Origin of the sequence: Neorhizobium sp. NPDC001467 (assembly GCF_050275975.1) — a bacterium.
Classification (GTDB): Bacteria; Pseudomonadota; Alphaproteobacteria; order Rhizobiales; family Rhizobiaceae; genus Neorhizobium.
Genome location: NZ_JBNNPS010000007.1, coordinates 17,522 through 43,451, shown reverse-complemented (window position 1 = coordinate 43,451; position 25,930 = coordinate 17,522). Strand labels below are relative to the sequence as shown.

The following is a 25,930-nucleotide window of genomic DNA, read 5'->3' as shown; positions in this document are numbered from 1 at the left end:
TCGAACCTATTTCCGCTCAACCGGGGTTTCGATCTATGCCTCTGATCTACGTCAACGCGCCTGAGGGCACATTCTCTCCTGAAGATCGCGATGCGTTAGCAGAAAAGCTGACGACGATCGGTCTCGATTCAGAGAAGTTGCCGCAACATCCCTTCGACAGAAGCACGTGTTGGATCTACTTTCGGGATTATCCCCATGGCAGCATCTATCACGGCGGCAAGCCGGGCGGCACCAAGGTCATCTCGTTAGAGGTCAACAGCTTTGCTGGTCTGCCGACTACCGAAGGCAAGCTCTATCTCTACCAACATTTTACAGACGTAATCCAGAAACATGCAAATGCTCCACAGGGAGCACGTGTTCCTGTCTACATTATTTTGCGTGAGGTCGAGACGAGGGACTGGGGCGTCTTCGGACATACCCTCACCATCGACGATGTCCGTAAGCCTCATCCTGAGCTTGCGCCCATCTGATCATCCGACGTTGCAGGAAGTGGAGTGAAACATGAAGGACTTTAAGGGAAAAGTCGTTGTCGTCACTGGTGCCGCGACAGGCATAGGCTTTGCCCTTGCCGAACAATTCGCAAAGCGCGGAGCAAAGCTGGTTCTCGCGGCACGCCGTCGAACTCGGCTTGAGGAGGCCGCCGCCTCGCTTTCGCCGATCACGCCGGACGTGCGTATCGTCGAGTGCGACGTCACGCAACGTGAGCAAGTCGAAGCTCTCGCAGATTATGCATGGACCGCCTTCGGGAGGGCCGACGTCATCGTTAACAACGCCGGGATTGGTCCGATCGCAGGCAAGGTGATCGATGCGAAGCGGGAAGATATCGAAAGCATTCTCGACGTGAACCTTTTCGGCGTCTGGAATGGCGTATCGGTGTTCGGCAAGCGATTCATCGAGCAGGGTACACCTTCTTCAATCTACAACGTGGGATCAGAAAACTGCTTCTTCAACGCGGTGCCGGAGGGCGCAGGATACATCGCCAGCAAGCATGCCCTCTTGGCGATGACGATGGCCCTAAGGGAGGAGGTTCCCAAACACATCGATGTGGCTCTTATCTGCCCCGGCCTTGTTCGTTCGGAGCTGTCGCAGGAAACAGTACATGGCATGTCAGCCGATGTTTTTGCTGAATCGGTAATGAGGCAGATGGAGGCGGGTGAGAGCATATAGTTTACCACGCCTATAACATGGCGCGCATCGATCAGCGAACGAAAGAGATCGAACGTGCCTACGCCACCTACGCCCCCCGCTACTCGGGAGAAGAAGAGTTCGACGTTCGTGTCCTTGGCGCCAGACTTGGCTGGTACCCCAACATACCCGCCTCTGCGCTCGGTCCTGTTCATGATCAGGGGCGATAAGGAGGCTCCTGATCATGAAGATCACACGACTGAGAAGCCAGTTGACGTATGATGGTGCTGCTTTGGCGTTGGAGGCTGCGATCGCCAAAGCCAAGGCGATTAACGCGCCCGAGAACATCGCGGTTGTTGATTCAGGCGGCAATCTTCTGGCTTTCGCTCGTCTCGATGGTGCACGATTTCTGGCCCAACATTCCGCATATTCCAAAGCGCAAACGGCGGCCTCGTTGATGATGCCAACGGGCCAACTCGGGCTTCAGTTCGGCGTTGATCTCGCGCTAGCCACGGGTAGCCGGTCCATCAACCTGCCCGGCGGTATCCCGATCATCGTAGATGATGTCGTCATCGGCGCCATAGGCGTGAGTTCTGGCGCAGATCCAGATGATATTGCCGTTGCCGAGACGCGGTGCTGGCCGGACTAGCCAAAGGCAATTCGGAGACCCCAGCCTAAAGTCGAGCGGCCCGGTGCGTTAGCGGCGAGGTTGCTATTCTGCACGCTGTGATTGCTTTATTGCATAGCCGGGCCTTTGCTATTTGGCCGGCACAAGGCAATCTCACATCAACATTAAGGGAGTTAACGGTTCGCAGAAACCTCCAGCATAATCTTGAGGAAGAATGGAAGAACGTACGCTTATCATCAATGCCATCATGCGACATGCTCCCTCCGACGGGACTTTCGAATGCGGCCTGCCTGGCGTCACCTTGATCCGTTGGTCTGAACCCTTCTTGCCTATGCCGGTCGTCTATCAGCCCACGCTGTGTTTGGTCGCTCAAGGGCGCAAACAGGCAATGCTCGGTTCGCAAACCTATGTCTACGATAGATCCCGCTACCTGGTTGCTTCCGTCGATCTTCCGGTCATGGGGTCAGTGATCGAGGCAACCGCCAGTGCGCCCTACCTGTGCATGCAGCTTGACCTCGACATGGTGGAGCTTGCCGAACTTGCTGTCCAGTTTCCAAAGGAGGCCTCTGATGGTCCAGGATCCGCAGGCCTGCTCCTTCATGAAACGGATCCCGGCATCCTCAATGCGGCGTGGCGTCTTCTACAGTTACTCGACACGCCCAAGGACATCAGGGGCCTCTCGCCTCTTGCAACACGGGAAATCCTTTATCGTTTGCTAACTGGGCCAAGCAGCGGCCCCGTCAGGGGACTACTCGACAGCGGGAGCAAGCTGAAGCAGATCGCACGGGCCATCGTCTGGATGCGCCAACACTTCCGACAGAACTGCCCGGTCGAAGATGCGGCAGAAGTCGCCAACATGAGCAGATCCAGCTTCCACCTGCACTTCAAATCGATAACGTTGATGAGCCCTCTCGAGTTCAGAACGCAGCTGCGGCTCCAGGAAGCCCGGCGCTTGATGTTGACAGAGGACTTCGATGCAGCCCGCGCAGGTTATGAAGTAGGCTATTCCAGCCCATCGCAGTTCTCTCGGGAGTATCGCCGCGTCTTCGGAATACCGCCATCAAGGCACAAGCACGAGCAGCGCTACATCGACATCCCACATTTCCCATTGGCGTCTGCCGGCATGGCTACCTGAACCGCAGATCTCACGACCCTGAGGCGATGCTCTAGCTGTAAGCTTTCAGCCGGCTGCTCTCGTCGGACGTACGGGCAGGACAGCTGATCAACCCAGTTCGACAGCGATCCCGGACAGTCACGGCGGCGGATTAGGCAAGAACTTGAGACGTGACGGCAACGCGCAGGCCGCGAGCTCGCGGTAACCTTTTGATCCAGGCGGGCAAGTGGCGATGCCACTCGCCAAAGCCTGACTGGAAAAAGAGGTGGTGGAGACCGCAGACTCGACCTCTGCCGCCCATTTTGATCAAGGAGCCCATAATGACTGTATCAATCGTAACCGGCGCAAGCCGCGGTCTTGGCCGAAACACCGCTGTCAGCATCGCTAGACATGGCGGCGATGTCATCTTGACCTATAGAACCGGCTCCGAAGAAGCGAGAAGCGTCGTCGCCGAAATCGAGGCTTTGGGACGCAAGGCGGTCGCGCTGCAGCTTGACGTGACCGATGTGTCATCCTTTTCAGTGTTTGGCGAGGCGGTCCGACAGTCGTTGTCCACGACCTGGGGCCGCACCGACTTCGACCATCTGGTCAACAATGCGGGGCAAGGCATCATGGCAGGCTTCGCCGATACCACGGAAGAGCAGTTCGACGCCCTATTCGATACTCACGTCAAGGGTGTCTTCTTCTTGACGCAAGCGCTTCTCCCGTTGATCGCCGATGGAGGTCGCATCATCAACTTCTCTTCCGGTTTGACCCGAGTATCAGCCCCTGGCTTCTCTGCATATTCCGCGGCGAAAGGCGCCGTGGAGATCCTCACCCTTTACATGGCCAAGGAGTTGGCGACCCGCGGGATAACGGCAAATACTGTTGCTCCAGGCGCAATTGAGACGGATTTTTTAGGTGGCGCCGTGCGCGATATGCCTGATCTCAACTCGCAGTTCGCCGGAATGATTGCTCTTGGACGCGTTGGTGTTCCTGACGACATCGGTCCTATGATCGCGAGCCTGCTCGGTCCGGAAAACCGTTGGATCACGGCGCAACGCATCGAAGTTTCAGGCGGGCAAGTCATCTAGTGAGCAGGTTGGGGAAGTCGCTGTTCTTGCCAGCTTCCCCATCCCCTAATCTGTTTTAGCGGCAGGTTGAAGATGAATCTGTCTGGCAATCTCTGAGTCTGACGTGAACGCCTAAAAAGCCGACTGGATGGCAGCAGGTACAAAAGCAAGAAGGACAGACTCAAGAGCAACTTGGTGATTAGAGCTCTGCCGGACGCAGCCATATATTATTCGGTGCGCGACGACGGCCGCGGCATTTTCAAGGCATTCGCCGGCATCAGTGGGAGATTGACATGCACATGTTCGTAGACGCACGCGTCCTTACGATAGCGACCAATGGTTTTGCCGAGCTAGCGGAACCGCGGCAGGCGCTGATCGACGCGGGCGTCGTGGTAGATCTCGCTTCGCCGTCTCTGGACACCATTCGGGGAGTCGCAGGCACCGACCTCTCGAACATGTCTCCGCACTTCGTTTCGCCCGATCTGGTTCTGGAGGACGTCAACGTGGAGCACTACGACGCGCTCTTCATTCCTGGAGGCCTAGCCAATCCCGACACGTTGCGCACCATTCCGTCAGCGGTTGCAGTCGTCAGGGCATTCATTGCCGCCGGCAAGCTGGTGGCGTCGATTTGCCATGGGCCGTGGATGTTGATCGAAGCGGACGCCGTCAAAGGAAAGGCGGCAACCGGATGGCACTCACTCAGAACTGACCTCACGAACGCTGGCGCCAGGGTTTGGGATGAGCCGGTGGTAAAAGACGACAATCTTCTGACCAGCAGAATGCCTGAGGACATTCCCTTCTTCAGCGAAGCTCTCGTCCAAGCCCTCCGGCAGCAGTGTTCGGTGCGCAAGGTGAGAAAGGTCATGTCGGATGGTGCATAACACTGCTTTAGGAGAAGCTAGTTCTCGCGGCTACGAAGTGGCGCCCGCTAGTCTACTGGCGCGCACGGTCATCCCTTCGGTTAGTCAAAGATCCAGCCGGGACTTTGGCTGGCGATCGCTTCTTGTTGATGTGCACAGCGGCGTCTCCTCCAATGACAGGTACACCTCAGTACCGACTCCGGATATCCGCATCGGTGTTACCCTTTCCGGGACCTTCCTATGCGATTCCCAGGAGAAGGATCGGTGGCGACAGGATACGTTCGCACCTGGCTCGATAATGCTCCACTACACGCCTGAGCAAACAAATTACCGCTTCCCAGAACCTCGGAATGAAAATTTCCAGCTGGCGCTGATCTACGTACCTGAAGATTTGGTGCTGTCTGCAAATGAAGAATTCAGGAGGATCGGCGTTGCTTCCAATCTTCCCGAATTTCGCTCAGCACCAGGCCGCGACCGCGCAATATTTGAGGTCGCCTATGCTCTGGTTGACGCCATGGAGCAGGAAGGAGGAGAGCTTTATGCCCAAGCGGTGGCAACCTGGTTGGCCACACATGTCGTTAGTCGCTATGGGTCGGCTGGAAGAGGCGACGATAAACGTTCAGCAGGTGAGTTGTCCGACCCTCGTCTGGCGAGAGTGATCGAGTTCATGTCCGCGAGTTACGGGCAGGCGCTGACGCTGGAACAGCTTGCAGCAGAAGCCTGCATCAGCAAGTTTCATTTTCTTCGCCTCTTCAAAGAGAAAACTGGGCAGTCGCCGATCCAACACTTGGCCGACATCAGGGTCCGAGCAGCAAAACGGATGCTGCTCACTTCAGATCTTTCTGTTTCTGAAATTGCACGTTTGTCCGGCTTTGCATCGTCTTCCCACCTTGCGCGACATTTCGCTAGCCGCTTCGGACTGACGCCATCGCGCTACCGGACCCTGTCAGCAGCGACGGGCACGCTTACAGACGACGGTGACGAGGAAACCCCGGCCTGAGATCGCAGCGCCGGTGGCCATCACCGCCGTTAATCACAATGTATTGGAGGAAGTTCATGACGAGCCTGACGAGACGAGCAACGCTGAAGGTCGGCGCCGTAGCAACCGCAGCCGCTATGTCTGCTCCGATCAACGCGTTTGCGTCCGATCCAACATCACCCTTCTCGATCATCGAGCGCGGCAAGCACTTCGCACGCTGCCAGTTCGGCGACCTCGCGATCGTGGCGCTTTGCGACGGTTACGTCGACATGCCACCAAGCCGGTTAAGGCAAGCCGGTGGTGAACCTTTCGATGTCTTGCCCTCACAGGTCGCGCTGGTCGATGGTCAGCTTCGATTGTCCGTCAACGCCTACTTGATCATCGAGAATGATCAGCATCTGCTGGTCGACACCGGGGCGTCCGACAGCTGGGAACCGACTATGGGATTGCTGCTGGACGCTCTGGCCGAGGCCGGGATTCCTCGAGAGGCTATCACAAACGTTGCCTTGACCCATACCCACACCGATCATGTCAACGGCCTCATAGCTGCCGGTGGAGGACCAGCCTTTCCACGTCTGGAACGGCTTTTCGTGCCAAAAGACGAAGCAGTTATGTTCGAAACGAGCAGTCGTTTGGCTGCCGTGCGCGAACTTGTTGTCCCAGTCGATAACAACTTTCCGATCAGCGATAGGGTCACTGCAGTCAACGCCTTCGGCCATTCCATAGGGCACACTGCCTATCAAGTGGAGGCGGGTGAAGAACGTCTCCTGGTCATGGGCGACATCATCCATGTCCCGTCTCTGCAGTTCGACCGCCCTGAAGTCACTTGGGAGCTTGACGGTGATCAGGAGGAGGCGCTCAAGGCGAGGCTGGAGATTCTCGGTCGTGCTTCTGGTCCAAACTATCTTGTTGCTGGGATGCATCTCGACTTTCCCGGCATCGGCAAGGTCACGAGACACAGGTCCGCGTTCTCGTTCATGCCGCTTACCTAGCGGCTTGCTGTAGGTACAAGGCTTTTGCACCTCGTTGCTCCATCCACACCGGGGCTAGGTAGTCCGTCCATGGTCATGGCTCAAGCCATTCGTACAGTATTTCCGGATAGAGCGCCGCCCGCGCCACCGGCGGGGTTTGCCACACTCTCCGATCCACTTCAGGTGGTCGCCGAGATGGAGTTGGCCGCCCTGGTTGATATCCAAGTGGAAGAGGTCAAAGCGGAATGGCGTGGACGTGCCGGCAACTCCTACCTAGAGGAACTACAAGACCTCCACAACTTCATGGCACCCTACGCTGCTCTTGATGAGCGAGCTCGCAGAGATGTCGATGAGGTCATCCTCCAGATCATAAACGAGCATACAGTCGGATGGCTGAGGCGGCCGTGCCACATCAGACATGACTCCCGACCGTCAAAATCATCTCTTGAGGCTATTGCCATCCCTATGACGCTAAAATCTTGTTTTGTGCTGTCGAAGGTACTGATCCGAGCCTGTTGTTAAGCCAGAGGATCGCCTTAGGTTCCGTGCTTTACCCGGTACGTTGATGAAGGAGCAGACATGGACAACAACCTCATCTCCGAGCACGTGCTGGTGCATGGTTATCGCATTGCCTGCGGTTCCCAGGGAGAAGGTGAACCGGTGGTTCTTCTTCATGGCACACCGTCATCATCGCTGATCTGGAGAAAAGTCGCACCACGTCTCGTCGATGCGGGTTATCGGATCCACTTGTTTGACCTCCTCGGCTTTGGATTGTCTGAGCGACCATGTAACCCTGAAACAGACACTTCGATCTCCGCGCAAGTCCTGATTTTAGATAAGATGCTTGAGCACTGGCAGCTAGATCGCTTTCATCTCGTAGCACATGACATTGGAGGCGGGATCGCGCAAAGGTACGGGGTGTTCAATCCTCATCGACTGAGGTCTTTGACGATGATCGACGTCGTGAGCTATGACAGCTATCCCTCGCCCCGCACGCGCCAGCAGATGCAACAAGGGCTGGAGGCTTTGATCAAGGCTCCGGACGCCGTGCACCGAGCTCACTTCAGGGAATGGCTGCTAAGCGCAGTGCACGACAAGGACGCTTTTGCCGCGGGGCCCCTCGAGACCTATCTTGACTACATCTCCGGTCCCCTCGGCCAAGCTAGTTTCTTCACGCATCAGGCCCGGCACTACGATCCGGTTCATACACTTGAGATTGCGGCCAGGCTTCCTGAACTGGGACGTTTGCCGGTGCAGCTCATCTGGGGAGCTGAGGATACCTGGCAGGTGCTCGACTGGGCGAAGCGCCTCCATGAGGCAATTCCAAACTCTAAGCTGACAGTACTCAACAAGTGCGCGCATTTCGCTCCAGAGGACCAACCAGAGAAAATCGCAGATCTGCTGTTAGCCTTTATGCAAGAAGTTTGACCATGGCTCATGCCACCCACCGCGGCGCCTGCACAACGCCGGCCCAGCGGTCCAGCGGCTATCGAACCAACAAGTAACGGCAGAGCCGCTCACGCGAGGAGGTCGTGAGATCGATCTCTAATGCGCTACTTGCTCGACACGAACATTCTCAGCAACATCACCAAACCAGAACCGTCAGTGTCACTTTTGACCTAGATGGCCGAGCAGGCTGACACTGATTTATTCATCGCATCGCCCACGGTCGCCGAGATACATCGAGGAATACTGGAAAAGCCGGTCGGTGAAAGGCGAGCCGCTCTCGAAACGTGGTTCGCGGGCAATGACGGGCCACAAGCACTCTTTGCAGGTCGCGTCCTCCCGTTCAACGAAAAGGCCGCTCTGACCTGGGGAGAGCTCATGGCACAGGGAAAGGCAGATGGCCGCTCGCGGAGCGCCTTGGACACAATCGTAGTCGCCGTCGCTCAATCCATTGGCCGCGTTGTTGTCACCGACAATGAGCGAGATTTTCAAGGGATCGAAATCATCAACCCTATTCGAGCGAACGCGATCTAGAACGGCCGGCGATCGTAAGCTCTTGAGCGGAATCGAACCGCTGCATTGCTCTGTGAATGGAGCTAACCTCCTGAAATATCAGCATCGCGTGGTCTTGGGATAGGTCCGCACCGTTGCTATTGTTCACGCTGCCTTCGTCGAGGCATATCAGCCCGGCACGTTACCCGAACGGACATTCTCATCCGGGCCAGAGCGCTGGTTTGGCGGCGGCCGACCGAGCCTTCCGCGCTTATTGGCGGTGTGAATGTCAGGTAAACTCAGGCAATCGGGAGCTTGAAACTGAACTTCGTTTCCACATCGTCAGATTTTACATGAAGCTGACCGCCGTGAGCTTCTGCAATCTGTGAGGCAATGTAGAGCCCGAGCCCCAATCCTTGCGAACTAGGGCTGACGTCGCCGCGATAGAAAGGCTGGAACAGGCGCTCCATGGCCGCAAGCGGTATGGGCTCACCGCCATTAGAAACTGCCAAATGGAACACGCCATCGACGATGCCGGCGTCGACAACAATGGGACGGTCCTTCGATCCATGCGCGATCGCGTTGCCGAGCAGGTTGGAAAACATCTGGGCGACCCTCGCGTGGTCGACGTCCACGGGTTGGGGCACATCGAACCGCAGCTCAATCTCTCTGTCCGGATGGCTAGCTCTGATCTCGTTCACGACCTGGGTAAGGGTAGGCTCTATCCGATCGCCGTGTCTGATTTCTACCCCAATACCGCCCCCCAGACGACCGCGTGCAAAATCCATCAGATTGTCGATGAGCCCGCTCATCCGTGTGACACTCTCCCCCATGAGGCGGGTAATTCGCGCTGTCTTGGAGTCGAGGTGCGTCTTTTCTATCATCCGTCTGCCGGCATTGATTGCCGCCAACGGGTTGCGCAAGTCGTGGCCAAGCACGGCGATGAACTGCTCTCGCAAATCGGCGTTCTGCTTCTCAAGCAGACGACTGGCAACCTGCTCAGCAACATCGGCCGTCAGATCAGCGTTGTTTTCCTCAAGCCGCAGCCGCGCCTCGCGTTCCGTAGACTGGGCATCGACGAGATCGCGTTCGTACCGTCGTCTTTCCGTCGCCTTGAATATCGTCAGCCGGGTGAACAGGGGTTCATCCTTATCCCCTCGCCGTTCGGATGCGTTCGCAATGGTTGCAATGGTGCTCCCGTCCGATGTTTTTAGGTCGAGGGCGACTTCGTTGAAAAATCCCTGCATGCGAAGCAACGGGGCGAAGTGGGTCTCGTAGAAGATTCGACCGGGAACGTTGAGGAGATCGCGAAAACGCTTCCCAACGATCTCTTCGGGCTGTTTGTCGAGCCATCCGCACAAGGTGCGATTGACCTTGGCGACCCGTCCGTCCGGACGCATGGAGAGATAGCCGCAAGGCGCGTTCTCAAAGAGGTCTTCCAGATCGTCGGAGGGTTCGGCGTCAGACAAACTTGGCAACCGCGGATATGACTTCATCAGGTGCGCTCAAATTCGGGCAGTGGCCGCTCGCCTTCAAATAGACAATCCGGCTGCCCGGTATCGATTTGTGTACGTATTCGCCGACTTGCTCGGACGCGATGATGTCGTCGCTCGATTGCAGGATCAGCGTCCTGGCTTTCACGCTCGGCAGGTCGGCCCGATTGTCGGACGTGAAGGTTGCCCGCGCAAATTGCCTGGCGATTTCAGGATCGGTGCGGCAAAAGCTGTTTGTCAACTCCTCGCCGAGTTCCGGTCGGTCAGGATTGCCCATGATAGCCGGGGCCATTGCTGAGGACCAACCCATATGGTTGTCAGCCAGCGATGTCAGAAGTTCTTCGATCTCGTCGGCGGCGAAACCGCCGACGTAGTCGCCGTCATCGATGTATCGCGGGGACGGGCAGACCATAATCAGGTCGGCGAACATCTCCGGCGCCTGTTTCAATGCCAGCGCTCCAATCATCGCACTGACGGAATGGCCGACGAACACAGCATTCTGAAGATCGAGCTCACGCCCGATCTGGACAACGTCCTCGGCGTATCCTGACAGAGAGGCGTACTTCGCCGCATCGTAGGCGGCCAGATCAGAATGGCCGGCTCCCACATGATCGAAGAGAACCGTCTTGAACCGATTCCGGAAGGCCGGCTCTACGTATCGCCACATGTTCTGGTCGCAGCCGAACCCATGAGCGAACACCATAGTGCGGTCGCCGGCTCCTTGAAGACGAATGTTGTTGCGTTCGGCGACCGACATAACTAACCCTTTAGCACGTTCTCGCGTCTTGGCAGGCGTTTGGCAATCGGGTCTCTACATTTATTTCGTGGTAATCAGGAACAATTGTTCCTCCAGACCATTTCGATGTTGTCAGTCGCTGTAGCTGGCCTCGCACATATTGAAGGCGACTGATGAACATCCCCATCTCTATATTGATTGTTGAAGACGAACCCTTAATTCGTATGGAAATCGCTGACGACCTGTCCGATAGGGGATTTCACGTACTCGAGGCGCCGAATGCGCACGAGGCGATGCTGCTCTTGGAAAGCCACTCAGACATCCAGTTGCTGTTCACCGATATCGACATGCCGGGAAAAATGAACGGCCTCATGCTTGCGGCAGAAACACATATTCGATGGCCGGCCGTGAAGATCATCGTGACATCCGGCCTGCACAGCGTGAAATCAGACGAGATCCCCCCAGGGAGCCGTTTCATGGGGAAACCCCATCAGCCGGACGCGGTCTCGGCGGCAATGTTGGATATGGTGGCTTAGCGGATTTGCGGCGGTGGAAGCTGGACGTTTTCCACGTCGCTTCACTTTGAATCATCAGCCGAGCTGAGCCGGAAACCTTGCCCGTCTAGTGTCGGTCGAAAGATCGACTACGCCTTCGAGTGCAGCTGTCTATCTTGACGGCTTTCCGCCAATCTTGTTTTTTGGGCGATGTTCAAGCCCGCAAACGCCGTGCAGATCAGAGTTTCCATCGACGAGATCGAGCCGGACGTCTGGCGCCGTCTGGTCCTGCCGGTTCATTGGGACCTGGAGCATCTGCATCTTGGAATCCAGGCCGCCTTCAACTGGTGGAACTATCATCTTTATGAATTCCGGATCGGCGGCCTGCGGTATGGCGACGTCGAGATCCTCACGGAGGATGCCACCGATGACGATCCTCGCGTCTTCGATCAGACAGAGGTTCGCTTGCTGGACTTCGAGCAAGGTGCGGTCTTCAGTTACCACTATGATTTCGGAGATGGCTGGCGGCATACCGTCGCGATCGAGGATTTCTTTACGCTCGCTTCTGCGCCCAAACACGGTAGCTGCGTTGCCGGCGCCAGGGCGCGACCGCCCGAGGATGTTGGTGGCGTGTCTGGATATGAGCGGTTTCTGGAGATCATCGCGGACCGTGGAGATCCCGAATATGCCGAAACACTCCGGTGGTGCGGTGGCTACTTCGATCCGGAATGGTTCGACCAGTCAATGACGGACAAGGATGTTCGCAACGCTCTTCGCCCGAACGTGAAACGGCGTCTCTATCAACCAAAGCCGACATCCGGGCCGAAGAAATGACCGACGGGTTCATTGCTTTGACTTGTTAAACCCGCCCGCTTGAGAAAGCGGAACCCCTACTGTGACGAGGACGTGTAGCTCTCCTGCTTGGGATCACCCGCGTCGTCGCCAACACCGAGCAGTTCGATGAGCGCTTCCCGCTCCGGACCGAATGGCCGAATGTTCAGGAAGTCTGCGACAAGCGTTTCCGTCTCATGGCCGCCTGAAGATGGATTGGCGCGGTGAAGAACGATCGCCTCGCCGTCGCCGGCGCGTTTGCCCAGAAACCAGCGATCTCCATTGGAGCTCATGGCGAACTGTTGAAGATTTTGCATCGGGAATCCGTTCTGTTCCTAAGGGAGCCAAAATCAGTGAAACGAGGGCTGGCCGGAGTCGACGCCGTCCCGCTCAAGCCGAGCATGACGAAGCCTCGCCGTCTTGGCACGCAATCTGTCTGCCTCGGTATCGCTCTTGGAAAATTGATCGTCGCCAGGAATGGAGGCTTGCGTTTTCTGAAACGCGATCTCCGCCTGCTGGCGAAGCTTTGAATATGTCTGAGCCATTTTTGGCCTCCAGATCTCTCTGAGAAAACAAAAGGCCGGACGCGTGTCCGGCCTTGAACGCCCCCGCTTGCCTGGTGCCAGTACATCCGTGGTCACCGGCAGGCAGAGGCTTGTTCGATTAGGCAGCTTGCAGATTGCAGGCCGACATTTTGCCCGACTTCATATCGCGCTCCATGTCGTAGCCAAGCTTCTGGCCTTCGACGATTTCGCGCATACCGGCGCGCTCGACAGCGGAGATATGGACGAACGCATCGGCGCCGCCATTGTCAGGCTGGATGAAGCCGAAGCCTTTTGTGGAATTAAACCATTTTACTGTGCCTGTGGTCATGATGAACCCTTTCAAAGCAATGTTGATCGACCGCGGAACCGACGGTTTCGCGGGAAGTCTGTAGCGATGTTTTGAGAGGGAAAATCGTTCAGGACGCGGTGCCAGACGCGCAACAAGCAAAGCTCAACAAGCAAAAGATCGATAAACCAGAGATAGTGCGATGCGCATGAATGTCAACTTTTAGTTTGATTATGTTTGGATGGTTGCTGCGAAATCCAAGACGCCCTCGCCAGTCGCATCCGTCAAGATGCGAGAGACACAGCTGTATCGAACATCGCGAACGGCAGATAAAGCAGTGTCAGCGCGGCGTAGACGCGCCTGGATCTGGCGGCGAACGTAGCAAGCGATCCGACGATCATGACGACGTCACTGTACGCCCACTCCGACGCAATCGGGCTGTTGAAGAAGAAGAGGTTGACCACGAAGCCCAGAGTCAGGAACGCGGCGAATGCCAAAACGCCGAACCTGCCGTCTTTCTCGAAATAACTCCGAAGTCCCTGCTGCTCGTCTTCACCCCGGCTTGGCAGCAGCAATGCTGTCGACAAGAATAGCATTAGTGTAAGAAGGATCAGAAATGCAAACTCTGGGAAGGAGTAGGTCGGCTTGATCGTTGGCAGCTGGTTGATCGACCACCAGTATTCGAGCTGAGTGACGAATAGCACCAGTGCCCACACGAGCGGAACCCAGTCAACCGGCGATGTCCTCCGGATCCGGAAGATCGTCACGAGGCCAAGCAGAAGGCGCGTAACAGACAGCCCAAGGACCATCGAAAGAACCGTCGCAATGACCGGAAAATTACTCAACGACCTCTCCCGAACTCCCAATTAGTATCCGTGCTAGCCGTCTCGATGACCCAAGAAAACGGTTGGACCAATAGTTGCTATGGCTCTCCGAAACAGACAATGAGGGATATTATCACGTTGGCCGAATGCATTATACCGGACCCTGAAGAGATGCGAACCTACCCATTATCGGGGAAATGCACAAAGCCGGTGACGCCACTAATTCCTGGATATTGATGACGCAAATATGCGCACGCGACCAACGCCACGGAATTTCTTCAGCCGTTGAGATAACGACGCATGCAATAGAGCAAGGTTGCCTGCTTTTCGTTCTCACGAATGTCAATGACGCGCCCAAAGATGATGCGGTGGGTTGCCTCGTCTACGGCACTGGTGAATTCGCATTCGAAACTGACCGACGCATTGGCCAGGACCGGGACACCTGAAAGCCCCTCCCTCCATTCGCCAAGCACGAACCGGTCGGCAGCAGGCGTCCTTCCGCCGAATACGTCGGAAATGTCTTCATGCCCCGGCATCAACGTATTGACGCAGAAATTGCGTGCGTTCTCGAATGCATGGAAACAGGAGCTTGCGCGGTTGATGCAGACGAGCAGTGTCGGCGGCGTATCGCTGACACTGCAGACCGCAGAGGCTGTAAAACCGTATCGCATGCCGGCAGATTTGGTGGTGACGACGCTGACCGACGTGCCGAGGCGCGACATGCCGTTTCGAAAGGCGGCTTTTTCGACAACATCCAACCGATGGGTCATGATATTCATGTCAGCCTCCAGACATGTTCGGTGACGCGCGAACCGAGATGGCGCCGATCTAATGATCTTATCCAAGGCGATGAAGGGCTTGCGGCAGGAACCGGTTAGCCATCCGGTAGTGGCGACATGAGGCCGACGCTACTGGGGCTGACCAGGTCAGCAAGCCTGGGCGACGAGTTCTTTTCGGACAATTTCCGCGCCTGCGCTCAACGCGTTCAGCTTGCCCCTCGCCACCCGACGGGACAGAGGCGCCATGCCGCAATTGGTGCAGGGGCAAAGTTTGTCGGCATCGACAAATTGCAGTGCCTTGCGCAGCGTGGCAGCGACTTCCTCCGGCGTTTCGATCCTGTCGCTTGCCACGTCGATGGCTCCGACCATGACTTTTTTACCCCGGACAAGCTCCATCAAATCCATTGGAACATGGGAATTGTGGCATTCGAGCGAGATCATGCCGATGCTGGATTTCTGCAGTTGCGGAAAATTTTTCTCATATTGCCGCCATTCGGAGCCGAGTGTCTTTTTCCAGTCCGTATTGGCCTTGATGCCGTAACCGTAGCAGATATGCACGGCGGTCTCGCATTTGAGCCCCTCGATCGCTCTTTCCAGGGTGGCAACACCCCACTCATTCACCTCATCGAAGAAGACGTTGAAGGCGGGCTCATCGAACTGGATGATATCGACCCCGGCGGCTTCCAGTTCCCGCGCTTCCTCATTGAGAATTTTGGCGAACTCCCAAGCAAGCTTCTCCCGGCTCTTGTAGTGGTCGTCAAAGAGCGTATCGATCATGGTCATCGGACCCGGCAAGGCCCATTTGATCGGCTGCTTGGTCTGCTGACGCAGGAACTTGGCGTCGTCGACAAAAACGGGCTTCTGGCGAGATACAGCGCCGACAACTGTCGGGACACTCGCATCATAGCGATCCCGAATTCTGACGGTCTCGCGTTTTTCGAAATCGACCCCGCCGAGATGCTCGATGAATGTCGTGACAAAATGCTGGCGTGTCTGCTCACCATCGCTGACGATGTCGATACCTGCCTGTCGCTGGTCGTCGAGGGACAGACGCAGCGCATCCTGCTTGCCCTCGGCCAATTCCTCATCCTGCAACTTCCATGGCGACCACAGCTTTTCGGGCTGCGCGAGCCACGAGGGTTTGGGCAAGCTGCCGGCGGTTGACGTGGGCAACAGTCTCTTCATGTCAGGCAACCTTATGCTTCTAGTACTTCAATGGGAGTGGCTGGTAGACCATTGCTCAAGAACGGTCTGGTACGGTTTGATGAAGTGCTCCTCAGCGAACCTTCCCTGCTCGACAGCCAGCCGGCTACGCTCTTCGCGATCGTAGACGATACGCGTCAGTGAGTAGTCCTGGTGCTGGAGACTCGGGCGATAACAGGCCGCTGCCGCGGAATTAGCGTTGTAGATTTCGGGCCGGTAAATCTTCTGAAAAGTCTCCATCGTGCTGATGGTGCTGATGAGTTCGAGATTGGTGTAATCGTCGAGCAGATCGCCGAGGAAATAGAACGCAAAAGGCGCAACGCTGTTGGGCGGCATGAAAAAGCGAACCTGCAGACCCATTTTCTGAAAGTAGAGATCTGTCGCCGACAGCTCGTCCTGGTGATATTCGACGCCCAATACCGGGTGCTGATTTCCAGTCCGACGATATGTTTTGCTGCTTGAGGCACTCAGGCAGATGACCGGAGGTTTATGAAAATGTTCCCTGTAAGACTGCGAGTTCACGAAACATTTGAACAGGTTTCCATGGAGCACACCAAAATTGTCGGGCGCGCCGAATGCGGGGCGTCCTTTGTTGTATTCGGGCAGCACCACGCTGAAGTCGTAATCCCGGACGTAGGACGAGAAGTTGTTGCCAACGATGCCTTCGATACGCTCGTTTGTCTGGCGATCAATAATGCTCGTTTTCAATATCTCGATCAGAGGAAAGACATCGTTGATGCCGTTATCGCCAAGGCTCATCTCAACCGAAATGATTTCGAGTTCTACAGAGTATCGATCGCCTTTCGGGTTGTCCCAATGCGCAAGGGCGTTGAAGCGGTTGTCGATCATCTTCAGCGCATTTCGGAGATTTTCCCGGCGGTTCTCCCCGCGGGCCAGGTTGGCAAAATTGGTTGTAGCACGGGTATTGACCGAGGGATGGTAATCCTCGTCAAAACGAATGCTCTTGATGGAAAATCTGAAATCGTCGTTCATCGCGGTCCGTCTTTCTTCATTCCCGGCGCAGAACAGTTCCTGTCTTTCCGGTACCGGGACATGTCGCCGTATGATTTTTTCAGCCAGCCTTCTTCGGGTTGGCTATTATCAAAAGCGCTGAATGCTTTATGCCCGAGCGATGCAACGAGAAATAATGGTTTTATCTCATTGAAGCATGAGCCGCGTTCATGATTTACGGCAGTTCGAAAGCCGTTCTCCTTGCTTTGAAAGCTTTGCGAAATGCGCGCGGGTCAGAAAGCATGCGGATGCCGACAAGATCGACGATCCATGCCTTGACCGTTTCGGCGGCATCCGACATTGGTGTGTCATCGTGGTTCTGCGGTGCGCGAATGCATCGGAGCTAAGAGGGAATTCGGTGAAGGCTTCGATCGGAGCCTGAAGCCGAAGCTGCCCCCGCAACTGTAAGCGGTGAGCGAAAGTCCAAACCTGTCACTGAGGCCTGCCTCGGGAAGACGGACCGGAGCGAAGACCCGTAAGCCAGGAGACCTGCCGCGATAGATAACGTCCACGGGCGGGGTGTCCCGGTGTGCCGCTTTTGCGAACGGCATTTCTGGACCGTCGCCTCTGCGTCATGTCATTTCCCTGCCGCAACCTGATGGCAGTACCGATGACAGAAAACGCGACGATAGGAAAGCTTGCTCAGCACGGCTCGATAACCCGCCTCATCGATATCGTCTTTCCCGGAGACACCAACCACCACGGCATCCTCTTCGGGGGAACCGGGCTTGCGCTTATGGATCGCGTTGCCTTCATCGCAGCAACGCGGTTCGGACGGGCGCCATTCGTGACCGCCTCCTGTGAGCGCATCGATTTCAAGCAACCGGCCCGCATAGGGCATATCATCGAGTTCGCGGCGCGACCGGTGAAGGCAGGCCGTCGGTCCCTGACAGTCGAGGTCGAAATGGCGGCCGAGACTATCGTCGGCCGTCAGCGGCACAGCTGTACGCGCGGCATGTTCCATATGGTTGCTATACCGGAGGGCGAGGATGCCGCAGGTTATGTCTTGCCCGAACTCCTTTCTGAAGAGAGATCGGATGCGAGCGACGTTGTTGCGATGGTCGAGATCATCTTTCCGGATCAGGCAAACAGCGTCGGCCGGATGTTCGGAGGTGAAGCCATCGCCTATATGACCAAAGCCGCTTTCGTCGCAGCGTCCCGCTACTGCGGCAAGCTGGTGGTGCTGGCCTCATCCGAACGTATCGATTTCGCAAGAGCTATCGCGATTGGTGAGATCGTTGAGGCGGAGGCACGCGTCGAGCATGTGGGCCGCAGTTCCATGTCGATCGAAACGAAACTCTGGTCCGAGAACCTTCTGACGGGCGAAAGAAACATCACAGCGACCGGACATTTCACCATGGTTGCTGTGGACAAAGACCACCGTCCGATTCCGGTGCGCGACAGCGTCACCGAAGAAGCAATTCCTTTTGAGAACGGGCGGGCATAACCATGTTGGACAGGCAGCATCTGTCGATCCTGCGTGAAGTCGACCGCCTGGGCAGCCTGACGGCTGCGGCGGAGCGGCTGAACGTCTCCCAGTCCGCTCTCAGCCACACGATCCGCAAGATGGAAGAACGCTATGGCGTGGCGATGTGGGAAAAGGACGGCCGCAACCTTCGTCTCACCGAAGCCGGCCGCTACATCGTGAGGTTGGCGCAGCGCGTTCTGCCACAGATCGAACGGGCCGAAGATGTCCTGTCGGATTACCGCCACGGCCAGCGGGGTTCGCTCAAGATCGGCATGGAGTGCCATCCCTGCCATCAATGGCTGATGGGTGTCACGAAGCCATATCTCACGGAATGGCCGGACGTGGACCTCGAATTGACGACATCATTTGCCTTCGGCGGTGTCGCGGCGCTGACGGGTTACGAAATCGATATCCTGATCACACCGGATCCGATCGAGACACCCGGCATTCATTATCTCCCTGTGTTCGATTACGAGCTGGTGCTTGCCGTGCCAGCAGATCATCCGCTGGCACTCAAGCGCCATGCGGAACCGGCAGACCTGCTCGATGAGACGCTCTTCACCTATCCTGTTGCGCCAGAACGGCTGGATGTGTTCACGCAATTTTTGGTGCCCGCAAATTGCCGCCCGCGCCACCACCGCAATGTCGAGACCACGGAAATGATGCTTCAACTGGTGGCAGCTGGCCGCGGGGTCAGCGCTATTCCGAACTGGCTAGTGCGCCGGGAGGCCGCAACACTCGGCGTCCGTCCCGTCCGCATCGGTCAGAGCGGGATCCAGAAAAGCATCCATCTTGGCTTGAGGGATGGCGACGACACCATCGACTTTATTGCCGGGTTTCTCGCGACCTCATCCAGAATATCGGCCTGACTGTTGGGCCCCCTATTCTGGCAACCTTCTCGTGGGCGTAATCCCCATTCATTTTCGTGGTCTGCGTTCATATTCGTTGACGGAATTTTCACCACGTATACTATATCTAGTGTTCGAGGTTCTCTCGATTCGCAAGGATCGGAGCTAAGACGGGAATACGGTGCGGCGTCCATGAGGGGCGCAGCAATGCCGGAGCTGCCCCCGCAACTGTAAGCGGCGAGCATCTGTTCGAAAAAGCCACTGGAGCCTCATGCTTCGGGAAGGCGAGGATGGATGCGACGACCCGCGAGCCAGGAGACCTGCCTCAGAGCGTAACGTCCACGGGCGGGGTGTCCGGTTGGTCGCGTCGATACGCGCAATGTCGCGCGTTCACGCCGCCCTTGATCCCCCGCATGAGCAAACTTCGGGGTGAAGTCCATGACCAGTCATTCAGTTCATCGCAAGCGCGAGTAGCGCCGATCCGCGCCCTGTAGGTGCGCGCCATTCCATTCCTGATCTTTCGTGCGGGCGTCGGCGGACGCCCGACCGACATCCCCTGCCTTCCAGTCACGAGGTATTCCCAATGAGCATTACCGTCTACAGCAAGCCTGCCTGCGTCCAGTGCACCGCGACCACCCGAGCCCTCGACCGTCAGGGCATCGACTACACGATCATCGACGTTTCCACCGATAGCGCTGCCTACGAGCTCGTGCAGGGCCTCGGCTACCGCCAGGTTCCGGTCGTCATCGCCGGCGAGCAGCATTGGGCCGGCTTCCGCCCCGACATGATCAGCGCGCTCGCCTGATCGGCTACTGCGATGGGCGAGATCGTCTATTTTTCCAGCCGGTCGGAGAACACCCATCGCTTCGTCGAGAAACTCGGCCTTCCCGCCCGGCGCATCCCCATCACCGGCGAGACCCTGCAGGCAGGGTCGCCCTATGTGCTTGTCGTCCCGACCTATAGCGGCGAGGGTGGCAAGGGGGCCGTTCCCAAACAGGTCATCCGCTTCTTGAACGATGCGGCGAACCGTTCGAACCTTCGCGGCGTGATCGCCGCGGGCAACAGCAACTTCGGCGAGACCTTCGGGCTTGCCGGCGACATCATCTCGAAGAAATGCCAGGTGCCATACCTCTACAGGTTCGAGCTTCTGGGCACGGACGAGGATGTCGCCAATGTCACACACGGATTGGAACGATTTTGGACACGGCAGTTCTCGAACGCCCGGTGAAGGCGGCGGATACGAAGGTGGCGGACGCAACGCTCGACTACCACGCACTGAACGCGATGCTGAACCTCTATGACGAGGACGGAAGGATCCAGCTCGACAAGGATCGGCAGGCAGCGAAGCAGTATTTCCTGCAGCACGTCAACCAGAACACGGTGTTCTTCCATAATCTCAGGGAGAAGCTCGATTATCTGGTGACCGAGGGCTATTACGAGAGGGAGGTATTGGACCAGTATTCGTTCAATTTCGTCCGCGACCTGTTTGACCACGCCTATGCCAAGAAATTCCGCTTCCCGACCTTCCTCGGGGCGTTCAAATATTACACCAGCTACACGCTGAAGACCTTCGATGGAAAGCGCTACCTGGAGCGCTACGAGGATCGTATCTGCATGGTGGCGCTGGCGCTGGCGCAGGGCAGTGAAGCACTGGCCCGCGATATGGTCGACGAGATTATTTCCGGCCGCTTCCAGCCGGCGACGCCGACCTTCCTCAATGCCGGCAAGAAGCAGCGCGGCGAACTCGTCTCATGCTTCCTGCTCAGGATCGAGGACAACATGGAGAGTATCGCGCGGGGCATCAATTCGTCGCTGCAGCTTTCCAAGCGCGGCGGCGGGGTCGCCCTGTCTCTGACGAACCTGCGAGAAGCCGGCGCGCCGATCAAACAGATCGAGAACCAGTCCTCAGGCGTCATTCCCGTAATGAAGCTGCTCGAGGACAGCTTCTCCTACGCCAACCAGCTTGGCGCGCGGCAGGGCGCGGGAGCGGTCTACCTCAATGCCCACCATCCCGACATCATGCGCTTCCTCGATACCAAGCGCGAGAATGCCGACGAGAAGATCCGCATCAAGACGCTGTCGCTTGGCGTCGTCGTCCCTGACATCACCTTCGAACTCGCTAAGAACAACGAGGACATGTACCTGTTCTCGCCCTACGACGTCGAACGCGTCTATGGCGTCGCCTTCAGCGAGATCTCGGTCACCGAGAAATATCGCGAAATGGTGGCCGACAGCCGCATCCGGAAGAAGAAGATCAAGGCACGCGACTTCTTCCAGGTGATTGCCGAGATCCAGTTCGAGAGTGGCTATCCCTACATCATGTTCGAGGACACGGTGAACAGGGCGAACCCGATTGCCGGGCGTATCACCATGAGCAACCTATGCTCGGAGATCCTGCAGGTCAGCGATGCCAGCACCTATGCGGCCGATCTGTCCTACGATCGCATGGGCAAGGATATCTCCTGTAATCTCGGCTCGCTGAACATCGCCGCGGCGATGGATTCTGCGGATTTTGGCAAGACGATCGAAACCTCGATCCGGGCGCTGACGGCCGTTTCCGACATGAGCAACATCACTTCGGTTCCCTCAGTGGCCAAGGGAAACGAGGACAGCCATGCGATCGGTCTCGGCCAGATGAACCTTCACGGCTATCTCGCCCGCGAACGCATCTACTACGGCTCCGATGAGGGCATCGATTTCACCAACATGTATTTCTACACGGTGACCTATCACGCCATCCGCGCCTCGAACCGGCTGGCGGTCGAGCGCGGCCAGAGCTTCAAGGGGTTCGAGAACTCGAAATATGCATCTGGTGAGTATTTCGACAAATACACCGAAGCCGAGTGGACGCCCGCGACGGCGCGCGTCGCCGAACTGTTCGAAACCGCGGGCATCCATATCCCGACGCAGGAGGACTGGCGGGCGCTGAAGCAGGCTGTCATGGAAAGCGGTCTCTATAACCAGAACCTGCAGGCTGTCCCACCGACAGGTTCGATCTCCTACATCAACCATTCGACCTCCTCGATCCACCCGATCGTTTCCAAGATCGAGATCCGCAAGGAAGGCAAGATCGGCCGCGTCTATTATCCGGCCGCCTTCATGACCAACGACAATCTCGATTACTATCAGGATGCCTACGAGATCGGGCCTGAGAAGATCATCGACACCTATGCGGCGGCGACCCAGCATGTCGATCAGGGCCTGTCGCTGACGCTGTTCTTCCGCGATACCGCGACGACGCGCGATATCAACAAGGCGCAGATCTATGCGTGGAAGAAGGGCATCAAGACCATCTACTACATCCGCCTTCGCCAGATGGCGCTGACCGGCACGGAAGTGCAGGGCTGCGTCTCCTGCGCCCTCTGATCCCGGTGACCAAGATGAACATTCAAGTGAAGACCAATACCTCGACGGTTGCCGCCGTGCGCGCCATCAACTGGAACCGCATCGAGGACGACAAGGATCTCGAGGTCTGGAACCGCCTGACAGGAAACTTCTGGCTCCCCGAAAAGGTGCCGTTGTCGAACGACATCCCCTCCTGGGCCACCCTGAAACCGGAGGAGCAGCAGCTGACCATTCGCGTCTTCACCGGGCTGACACTCCTCGACACGATCCAGAACGGCGTCGGCTCGGTGAAGTTGATGGCGGACTCGGCAACACCGCATGAGGAGGCGGTGCTTTCCAACATCTCCTTCATGGAAGCCGTGCACGCACGCTCCTATTCCTCGATCTTCTCGACGCTGTGCTCGACGCCCGATGTCGACGATGCCTATCGCTGGTCGGAAGAAAACGAGTTTTTGCAGCGCAAGTCGGCGCTGATCATGGAGCAATATGCCTCCGGCGATCCGCTGAAGAAGAAGGTTGCGAGCGTCTTCCTGGAAAGCTTTCTCTTCTATTCAGGCTTCTATCTGCCGATGTTCTGGTCGAGCCGCGCCAAGCTCACCAACACCGCCGACATGATCCGGCTGATCATTCGCGACGAGGCGGTGCATGGCTATTACATCGGCTACAAGTTCCAGCGCGCCGTAGAGCGGTTGCCGGAGGCGCGGCGCCAGGAGATCAAGGATTTCGCTTTCGATCTGCTCATGGAGCTCTACGACAACGAAGCCAAGTATACGGAAGCGCTCTATGACGGCGTCGGCCTGACAGAGGACGTGAAGAAGTTCCTGCATTACAACGCCAACAAAGCGCTGATGAATCTCGGTTACGAGGCGCTGTTCCCACCCGAGGCCTGCAAGGTCAATGCGGCGATCCTCTCGGCGCTCTCGCCCAATGCCGACGAGAACCACGACTTCTTCTCGGGCTCCGGGTCGTCCTATGTCATCGGCAAGGCAGTGGCGACCGAGGACGAGGACTGGGATTTCTGACTGCAGCGGTTTCGCGCTGTCCTGCTAGGGCAACGTCCCACCGTGGCAAAGCACGATCCCATGACCTACAATCACGCTTCCAGGAACGGGCTTGCACCTCGGTGGGAGCCCGTTTTTGCTGGAGTGCTTATGCAGCAGGGATGATCGGGGTATCTGCCTGGTGTGGGCCAGGGACATGACCCGCCGGCACAACCGCGGAAGCGCCGAGAACATGCTTTTCCTGATCGTCGAAGAAGATATGAGCGCCACATGCTTTCAGGATCGGAGCCTTCTCGAATGTGCCGACAAAGTGAGCCTCGTCAGCGGGCGTTCCCCAAGCGCGTAGCGTGTGCACCACACGCGCATGCGCAGGAGCGTTTCGTGCCGTGACAATGGCAATCCTCACCTTGCTGAAGCCGTTTCCATCCATATAGATTTCGCGCAGGAGCGAAAGCTTCTTAAGGAAATTACCAAATGGACCACCGGACATTGGGCTGGTAGCATTGTCTTTCTCGTGTGCTAAGAATGCCGCTAGGTCTTGGTCTTTATAGATTTGATCGGACTCCGCGCTGAAGACCACGGCGTCGCCGTCGAAGGCGATCCGGACCTCGTCCTCGGCGATTTCGATGCGATTGGCGGGCGGCGATCCGAGCCTTGCCGCCGCCGCCCCCGCTTCGACTGCTGCTCGCACATCATCGTCTTCGTTCGAGAGAAAAAGATCGATCGCCCATGCAGACACATAGGGGCCAATCGGCCTTCCGCTTGTGAAGCTGCCGGTCTTGATCCCGAGGCCATAGGACTGGATCGAGTTGAAGGCGCGGAGCGAAAGATCGGGCGAGTTTCTCGACAACAGGACGACTTCGACAAAGGGCCGTTCGCCGTCGATATTCAGCCGCAGAAGGCGCTCGATGACGTCGAAGCCGGTCCCTTTGCCGATCGGTAATCCCTCGCGTTGCAATTGCAGGTCGGAATAGGCCCAAACTCCGTCACGCACAAACACGGCGTGTTCTTCCTCAAGGTCGAACAACGCGCGCGTCGAAATGCCGATGCGGAGCGGGGCTGCCTGGAGGAGCCGTGCCTTCTCGTCAAGTTTTCGCATTTTCCAGCTCTCTACATTATGCAGGAAATCAACAGCTTACATTGATAGCGTCCTGAGCGCAGGCGCAAATCGAGGCGGTGGTTGTCCGCAGGAAAATGCGATCAATTGCGGTGTACCAGTTCGGATGTGGTGATTTGCTGGTCACGTCGTGAGTATGAGGCAACTGTTTTCAATTGGACGCCGAGCTTGAATTGCCTTTGGCTCCGGTTGCTTCCGTCGTCTCGGTGCTCGATGGGCTGGACCGTCGGCACGACCTCCGATCAGTTCGCCTTGAAAGGGATCGAACCCTCGACCCACTACGAAAAACTAAGTTTTGGCGAGACATCCGATCTCATCGCCTATCTACCTTCGTGTCGACTGTGCATGAGCTGCCGGTCGCCGATTGGCAGATCATCAAATGCAATGTTCCTTTTTTGTTCTTAGCAAAGATCTAATGTGTTAACTATAATTTTGTACCATAGGGCCGGATCCCGCAGAAACCAAGCAACAGGAAAGTGTCGCAACACATGGCCGAAACCCAGATCGAGTGGACCGACGCCACATGGAACCCAGTCGCGGGCTGCACAATCGTAAGCGCTGGATGTACAAACTGCTACGCTATGGAAATGGCGCGCCGTCTTGATGCAATGAAGATCGAGAAATATGCGGGCCTAACGAGAAAATCCGGGCAGCGCGTCGTGTGGAAAGGGATTGTTCGCGAGGACCGGGAGGCGCTTAAGATCCCGCTGAAGTGGAAAAGGCCGCGCAAGATCTTCGTGAACTCAATGAGCGACCTCTTTCATGAAGGCGTTGAGGTGGATTTCATTTCCGAAGTCTGGGAGATAATGAGGCAAACGCCTCACCATCACTATCAGATCCTGACCAAGAGACCCGAACGAATGTCCGAGCTTCTTTCGGAAGGCAGCTTTGAAATCCTGCCGAATGTTTGGTTGGGCACCAGTGTTGAGAATGCTGATGCTGCCGGCCGGATCGATGCCCTGCGACGCGTGCCTGCGGCTATAAGGTTTATATCGTTTGAGCCCCTAATCGGTAGCGTGGGCGATGTCGATCTTAGAGGCATCCACTGGGCGATCGTAGGAGGAGAAAGCGGCCGCTCTGCGCGCCCCATACGCGAGGCATGGATCGATGAGATCTACGAGCAGTGCCAAGAATCTGAAACCGCGTTTTTCTTCAAGCAGTGGGGTACATGGGGTAAGGATAACAAACGTAGGTCTAAAAAGGCGAATGGTAGAATCTATCGTGACCGCGTATGGGATGAGATGCCTTCGGCTGCCAGTTCGATTTGATCACATCACAGGAG

27 protein-coding genes, 1 pseudogene and 2 riboswitches are annotated in these 25,930 nt (G+C 56.9%); of the genes and pseudogenes, 19 read left to right on the top strand and 9 right to left on the bottom strand.

What is annotated here, in order from left to right; genetic code table 11:
* Positions 1 to 35 precede the first annotated feature (35 nt).
* From ACQKKX_RS14955 to ACQKKX_RS14910, 10 genes and pseudogenes are all read left to right on the top strand, one after another.
* On the top strand, positions 36 to 470 hold the full coding sequence (locus ACQKKX_RS14955; protein ID WP_427571671.1) for a tautomerase family protein: 435 nt from the start codon (positions 36 to 38) through the stop codon (positions 468 to 470).
* A 31-nt stretch (positions 471 to 501) separates the two neighbouring features.
* Complete coding sequence (locus ACQKKX_RS14950) at positions 502 to 1,167, top strand: SDR family NAD(P)-dependent oxidoreductase (RefSeq protein ID WP_427571670.1); 666 nt, start codon at positions 502 to 504, stop codon at positions 1,165 to 1,167.
* Between the two features lie 202 nt (positions 1,168 to 1,369).
* Entirely contained in the window at positions 1,370 to 1,774 is a 405-nt protein-coding gene (locus tag ACQKKX_RS14945) for a GlcG/HbpS family heme-binding protein (RefSeq protein WP_427571668.1), read from the top strand.
* A 193-nt stretch (positions 1,775 to 1,967) separates the two neighbouring features.
* Entirely contained in the window at positions 1,968 to 2,888 is a 921-nt protein-coding gene (locus tag ACQKKX_RS14940) for an AraC family transcriptional regulator N-terminal domain-containing protein (protein ID WP_427571667.1), read from the top strand.
* 299 nt (positions 2,889 to 3,187) lie between these two features.
* A complete protein-coding gene (locus ACQKKX_RS14935; protein WP_427571665.1) occupies positions 3,188 to 3,940 on the top strand; it encodes an SDR family NAD(P)-dependent oxidoreductase in 753 nt (250 codons plus the stop codon).
* Between the two features lie 272 nt (positions 3,941 to 4,212).
* Positions 4,213 to 4,800 (top strand): type 1 glutamine amidotransferase domain-containing protein, encoded by a 588-nt coding sequence (locus ACQKKX_RS14930; protein WP_427571663.1) that lies wholly within the window; start codon positions 4,213 to 4,215, stop codon positions 4,798 to 4,800.
* Positions 4,790 to 5,779: a helix-turn-helix domain-containing protein gene (locus ACQKKX_RS14925; RefSeq protein WP_427571661.1), complete on the top strand. Its 990-nt coding sequence runs from the start codon at positions 4,790 to 4,792 to the stop codon at positions 5,777 to 5,779. The genes ACQKKX_RS14930 and ACQKKX_RS14925 overlap by 11 nt, the downstream gene beginning before the upstream one ends.
* Positions 5,780 to 5,835: 56 nt before the next feature.
* Positions 5,836 to 6,750 (top strand): MBL fold metallo-hydrolase, encoded by a 915-nt coding sequence (locus ACQKKX_RS14920; protein ID WP_427571660.1) that lies wholly within the window; start codon positions 5,836 to 5,838, stop codon positions 6,748 to 6,750.
* A gap of 558 nt (positions 6,751 to 7,308) precedes the next feature.
* Positions 7,309 to 8,157, top strand: coding sequence for an alpha/beta fold hydrolase (locus ACQKKX_RS14915; RefSeq protein WP_427571658.1), 849 nt, complete (start codon positions 7,309 to 7,311; stop codon positions 8,155 to 8,157).
* A 120-nt stretch (positions 8,158 to 8,277) separates the two neighbouring features.
* A pseudogene (locus ACQKKX_RS14910) lies at positions 8,278 to 8,709 on the top strand (PIN domain-containing protein).
* Positions 8,710 to 8,966: 257 nt separating this feature from the next.
* Here ACQKKX_RS14910 and ACQKKX_RS14905 read toward each other — a convergent pair.
* Both ACQKKX_RS14905 and ACQKKX_RS14900 read right to left on the bottom strand, forming a co-directional pair.
* A complete protein-coding gene (locus tag ACQKKX_RS14905; protein ID WP_427571656.1) occupies positions 8,967 to 10,163 on the bottom strand; it encodes an ATP-binding protein in 1,197 nt (398 codons plus the stop codon).
* Positions 10,129 to 10,917, bottom strand: coding sequence for an alpha/beta fold hydrolase (locus ACQKKX_RS14900; RefSeq protein ID WP_427571655.1), 789 nt, complete (start codon positions 10,915 to 10,917; stop codon positions 10,129 to 10,131). Before ACQKKX_RS14900 ends, ACQKKX_RS14905 begins: the two co-directional genes overlap by 35 nt.
* A gap of 152 nt (positions 10,918 to 11,069) precedes the next feature.
* On the opposite strand from ACQKKX_RS14900, the gene ACQKKX_RS14895 reads away from it, so the two are divergent.
* Complete coding sequence (locus ACQKKX_RS14895) at positions 11,070 to 11,432, top strand: response regulator (protein ID WP_427571654.1); 363 nt, start codon at positions 11,070 to 11,072, stop codon at positions 11,430 to 11,432.
* 168 nt (positions 11,433 to 11,600) lie between these two features.
* Positions 11,601 to 12,224 carry a plasmid pRiA4b ORF-3 family protein gene (locus ACQKKX_RS14890; protein WP_427571652.1) on the top strand — a complete coding sequence of 208 codons (624 nt, stop codon included), beginning with the start codon at positions 11,601 to 11,603 and terminating at the stop codon, positions 12,222 to 12,224.
* Between the two features lie 56 nt (positions 12,225 to 12,280).
* Here ACQKKX_RS14890 and ACQKKX_RS14885 read toward each other — a convergent pair whose 3' ends face one another.
* From ACQKKX_RS14885 to ACQKKX_RS14860, 6 genes are all read right to left on the bottom strand, one after another.
* Entirely contained in the window at positions 12,281 to 12,538 is a 258-nt protein-coding gene (locus ACQKKX_RS14885) for a hypothetical protein (RefSeq protein WP_244763754.1), read from the bottom strand.
* Between the two features lie 346 nt (positions 12,539 to 12,884).
* Positions 12,885 to 13,094, bottom strand: coding sequence for a cold-shock protein (locus tag ACQKKX_RS14880; RefSeq protein WP_047512450.1), 210 nt, complete (start codon positions 13,092 to 13,094; stop codon positions 12,885 to 12,887).
* A 242-nt stretch (positions 13,095 to 13,336) separates the two neighbouring features.
* Complete coding sequence (locus ACQKKX_RS14875; protein WP_427571651.1) at positions 13,337 to 13,897, bottom strand: hypothetical protein; 561 nt, start codon at positions 13,895 to 13,897, stop codon at positions 13,337 to 13,339.
* A gap of 257 nt (positions 13,898 to 14,154) precedes the next feature.
* On the bottom strand, positions 14,155 to 14,655 hold the full coding sequence (locus ACQKKX_RS14870) for a flavin reductase (protein WP_427571649.1): 501 nt from the start codon (positions 14,653 to 14,655) through the stop codon (positions 14,155 to 14,157).
* Positions 14,656 to 14,802: 147 nt separating this feature from the next.
* A complete protein-coding gene (locus tag ACQKKX_RS14865) occupies positions 14,803 to 15,840 on the bottom strand; it encodes a methionine synthase (RefSeq protein ID WP_427571647.1) in 1,038 nt (345 codons plus the stop codon).
* A gap of 27 nt (positions 15,841 to 15,867) precedes the next feature.
* Complete coding sequence (locus tag ACQKKX_RS14860) at positions 15,868 to 16,851, bottom strand: DUF1852 domain-containing protein (protein ID WP_427571645.1); 984 nt, start codon at positions 16,849 to 16,851, stop codon at positions 15,868 to 15,870.
* Positions 16,852 to 17,167: 316 nt separating this feature from the next.
* Positions 17,168 to 17,380: riboswitch (cobalamin riboswitch) on the top strand.
* Between the two features lie 63 nt (positions 17,381 to 17,443).
* Between ACQKKX_RS14860 and ACQKKX_RS14855 the strand changes: the two genes are divergently transcribed.
* The 6 genes from ACQKKX_RS14855 (at position 17,444) to nrdF (ending at position 23,552) form a co-directional block, all read left to right on the top strand.
* Positions 17,444 to 18,316, top strand: coding sequence for an acyl-CoA thioesterase (locus tag ACQKKX_RS14855; protein ID WP_427571643.1), 873 nt, complete (start codon positions 17,444 to 17,446; stop codon positions 18,314 to 18,316).
* A gap of 2 nt (positions 18,317 to 18,318) precedes the next feature.
* The gene (locus ACQKKX_RS14850) at positions 18,319 to 19,206 is read left to right on the top strand and encodes a LysR family transcriptional regulator (RefSeq protein ID WP_427571642.1); all 888 of its coding nucleotides are present in this window, start codon (positions 18,319 to 18,321) and stop codon (positions 19,204 to 19,206) included.
* Positions 19,207 to 19,305: 99 nt separating this feature from the next.
* Positions 19,306 to 19,527: riboswitch (cobalamin riboswitch) on the top strand.
* Between the two features lie 241 nt (positions 19,528 to 19,768).
* Complete coding sequence (gene nrdH, locus ACQKKX_RS14845) at positions 19,769 to 19,990, top strand: glutaredoxin-like protein NrdH (protein ID WP_109462202.1); 222 nt, start codon at positions 19,769 to 19,771, stop codon at positions 19,988 to 19,990.
* 12 nt (positions 19,991 to 20,002) lie between these two features.
* Positions 20,003 to 20,413 (top strand): class Ib ribonucleoside-diphosphate reductase assembly flavoprotein NrdI, encoded by a 411-nt coding sequence (gene nrdI, locus ACQKKX_RS14840; RefSeq protein WP_427571640.1) that lies wholly within the window; start codon positions 20,003 to 20,005, stop codon positions 20,411 to 20,413.
* A complete protein-coding gene (gene nrdE / locus ACQKKX_RS14835) occupies positions 20,383 to 22,551 on the top strand; it encodes a class 1b ribonucleoside-diphosphate reductase subunit alpha (RefSeq protein ID WP_427571639.1) in 2,169 nt (722 codons plus the stop codon). Before nrdI ends, nrdE begins: the two co-directional genes overlap by 31 nt.
* Before the next feature lie 14 nt (positions 22,552 to 22,565).
* The gene (gene nrdF, locus ACQKKX_RS14830) at positions 22,566 to 23,552 is read left to right on the top strand and encodes a class 1b ribonucleoside-diphosphate reductase subunit beta (RefSeq protein ID WP_427571637.1); all 987 of its coding nucleotides are present in this window, start codon (positions 22,566 to 22,568) and stop codon (positions 23,550 to 23,552) included.
* A gap of 127 nt (positions 23,553 to 23,679) precedes the next feature.
* On the opposite strand, the gene ACQKKX_RS14825 is transcribed toward nrdF, so the two are convergent.
* Entirely contained in the window at positions 23,680 to 24,630 is a 951-nt protein-coding gene (locus ACQKKX_RS14825) for a 5'-nucleotidase (protein ID WP_427571635.1), read from the bottom strand.
* 506 nt (positions 24,631 to 25,136) lie between these two features.
* Between ACQKKX_RS14825 and ACQKKX_RS14820 the strand changes: the two genes are divergently transcribed.
* The gene (locus ACQKKX_RS14820) at positions 25,137 to 25,916 is read left to right on the top strand and encodes a phage Gp37/Gp68 family protein (RefSeq protein WP_427571633.1); all 780 of its coding nucleotides are present in this window, start codon (positions 25,137 to 25,139) and stop codon (positions 25,914 to 25,916) included.
* The last annotated feature ends 14 nt before the right edge of the window (positions 25,917 to 25,930 follow it).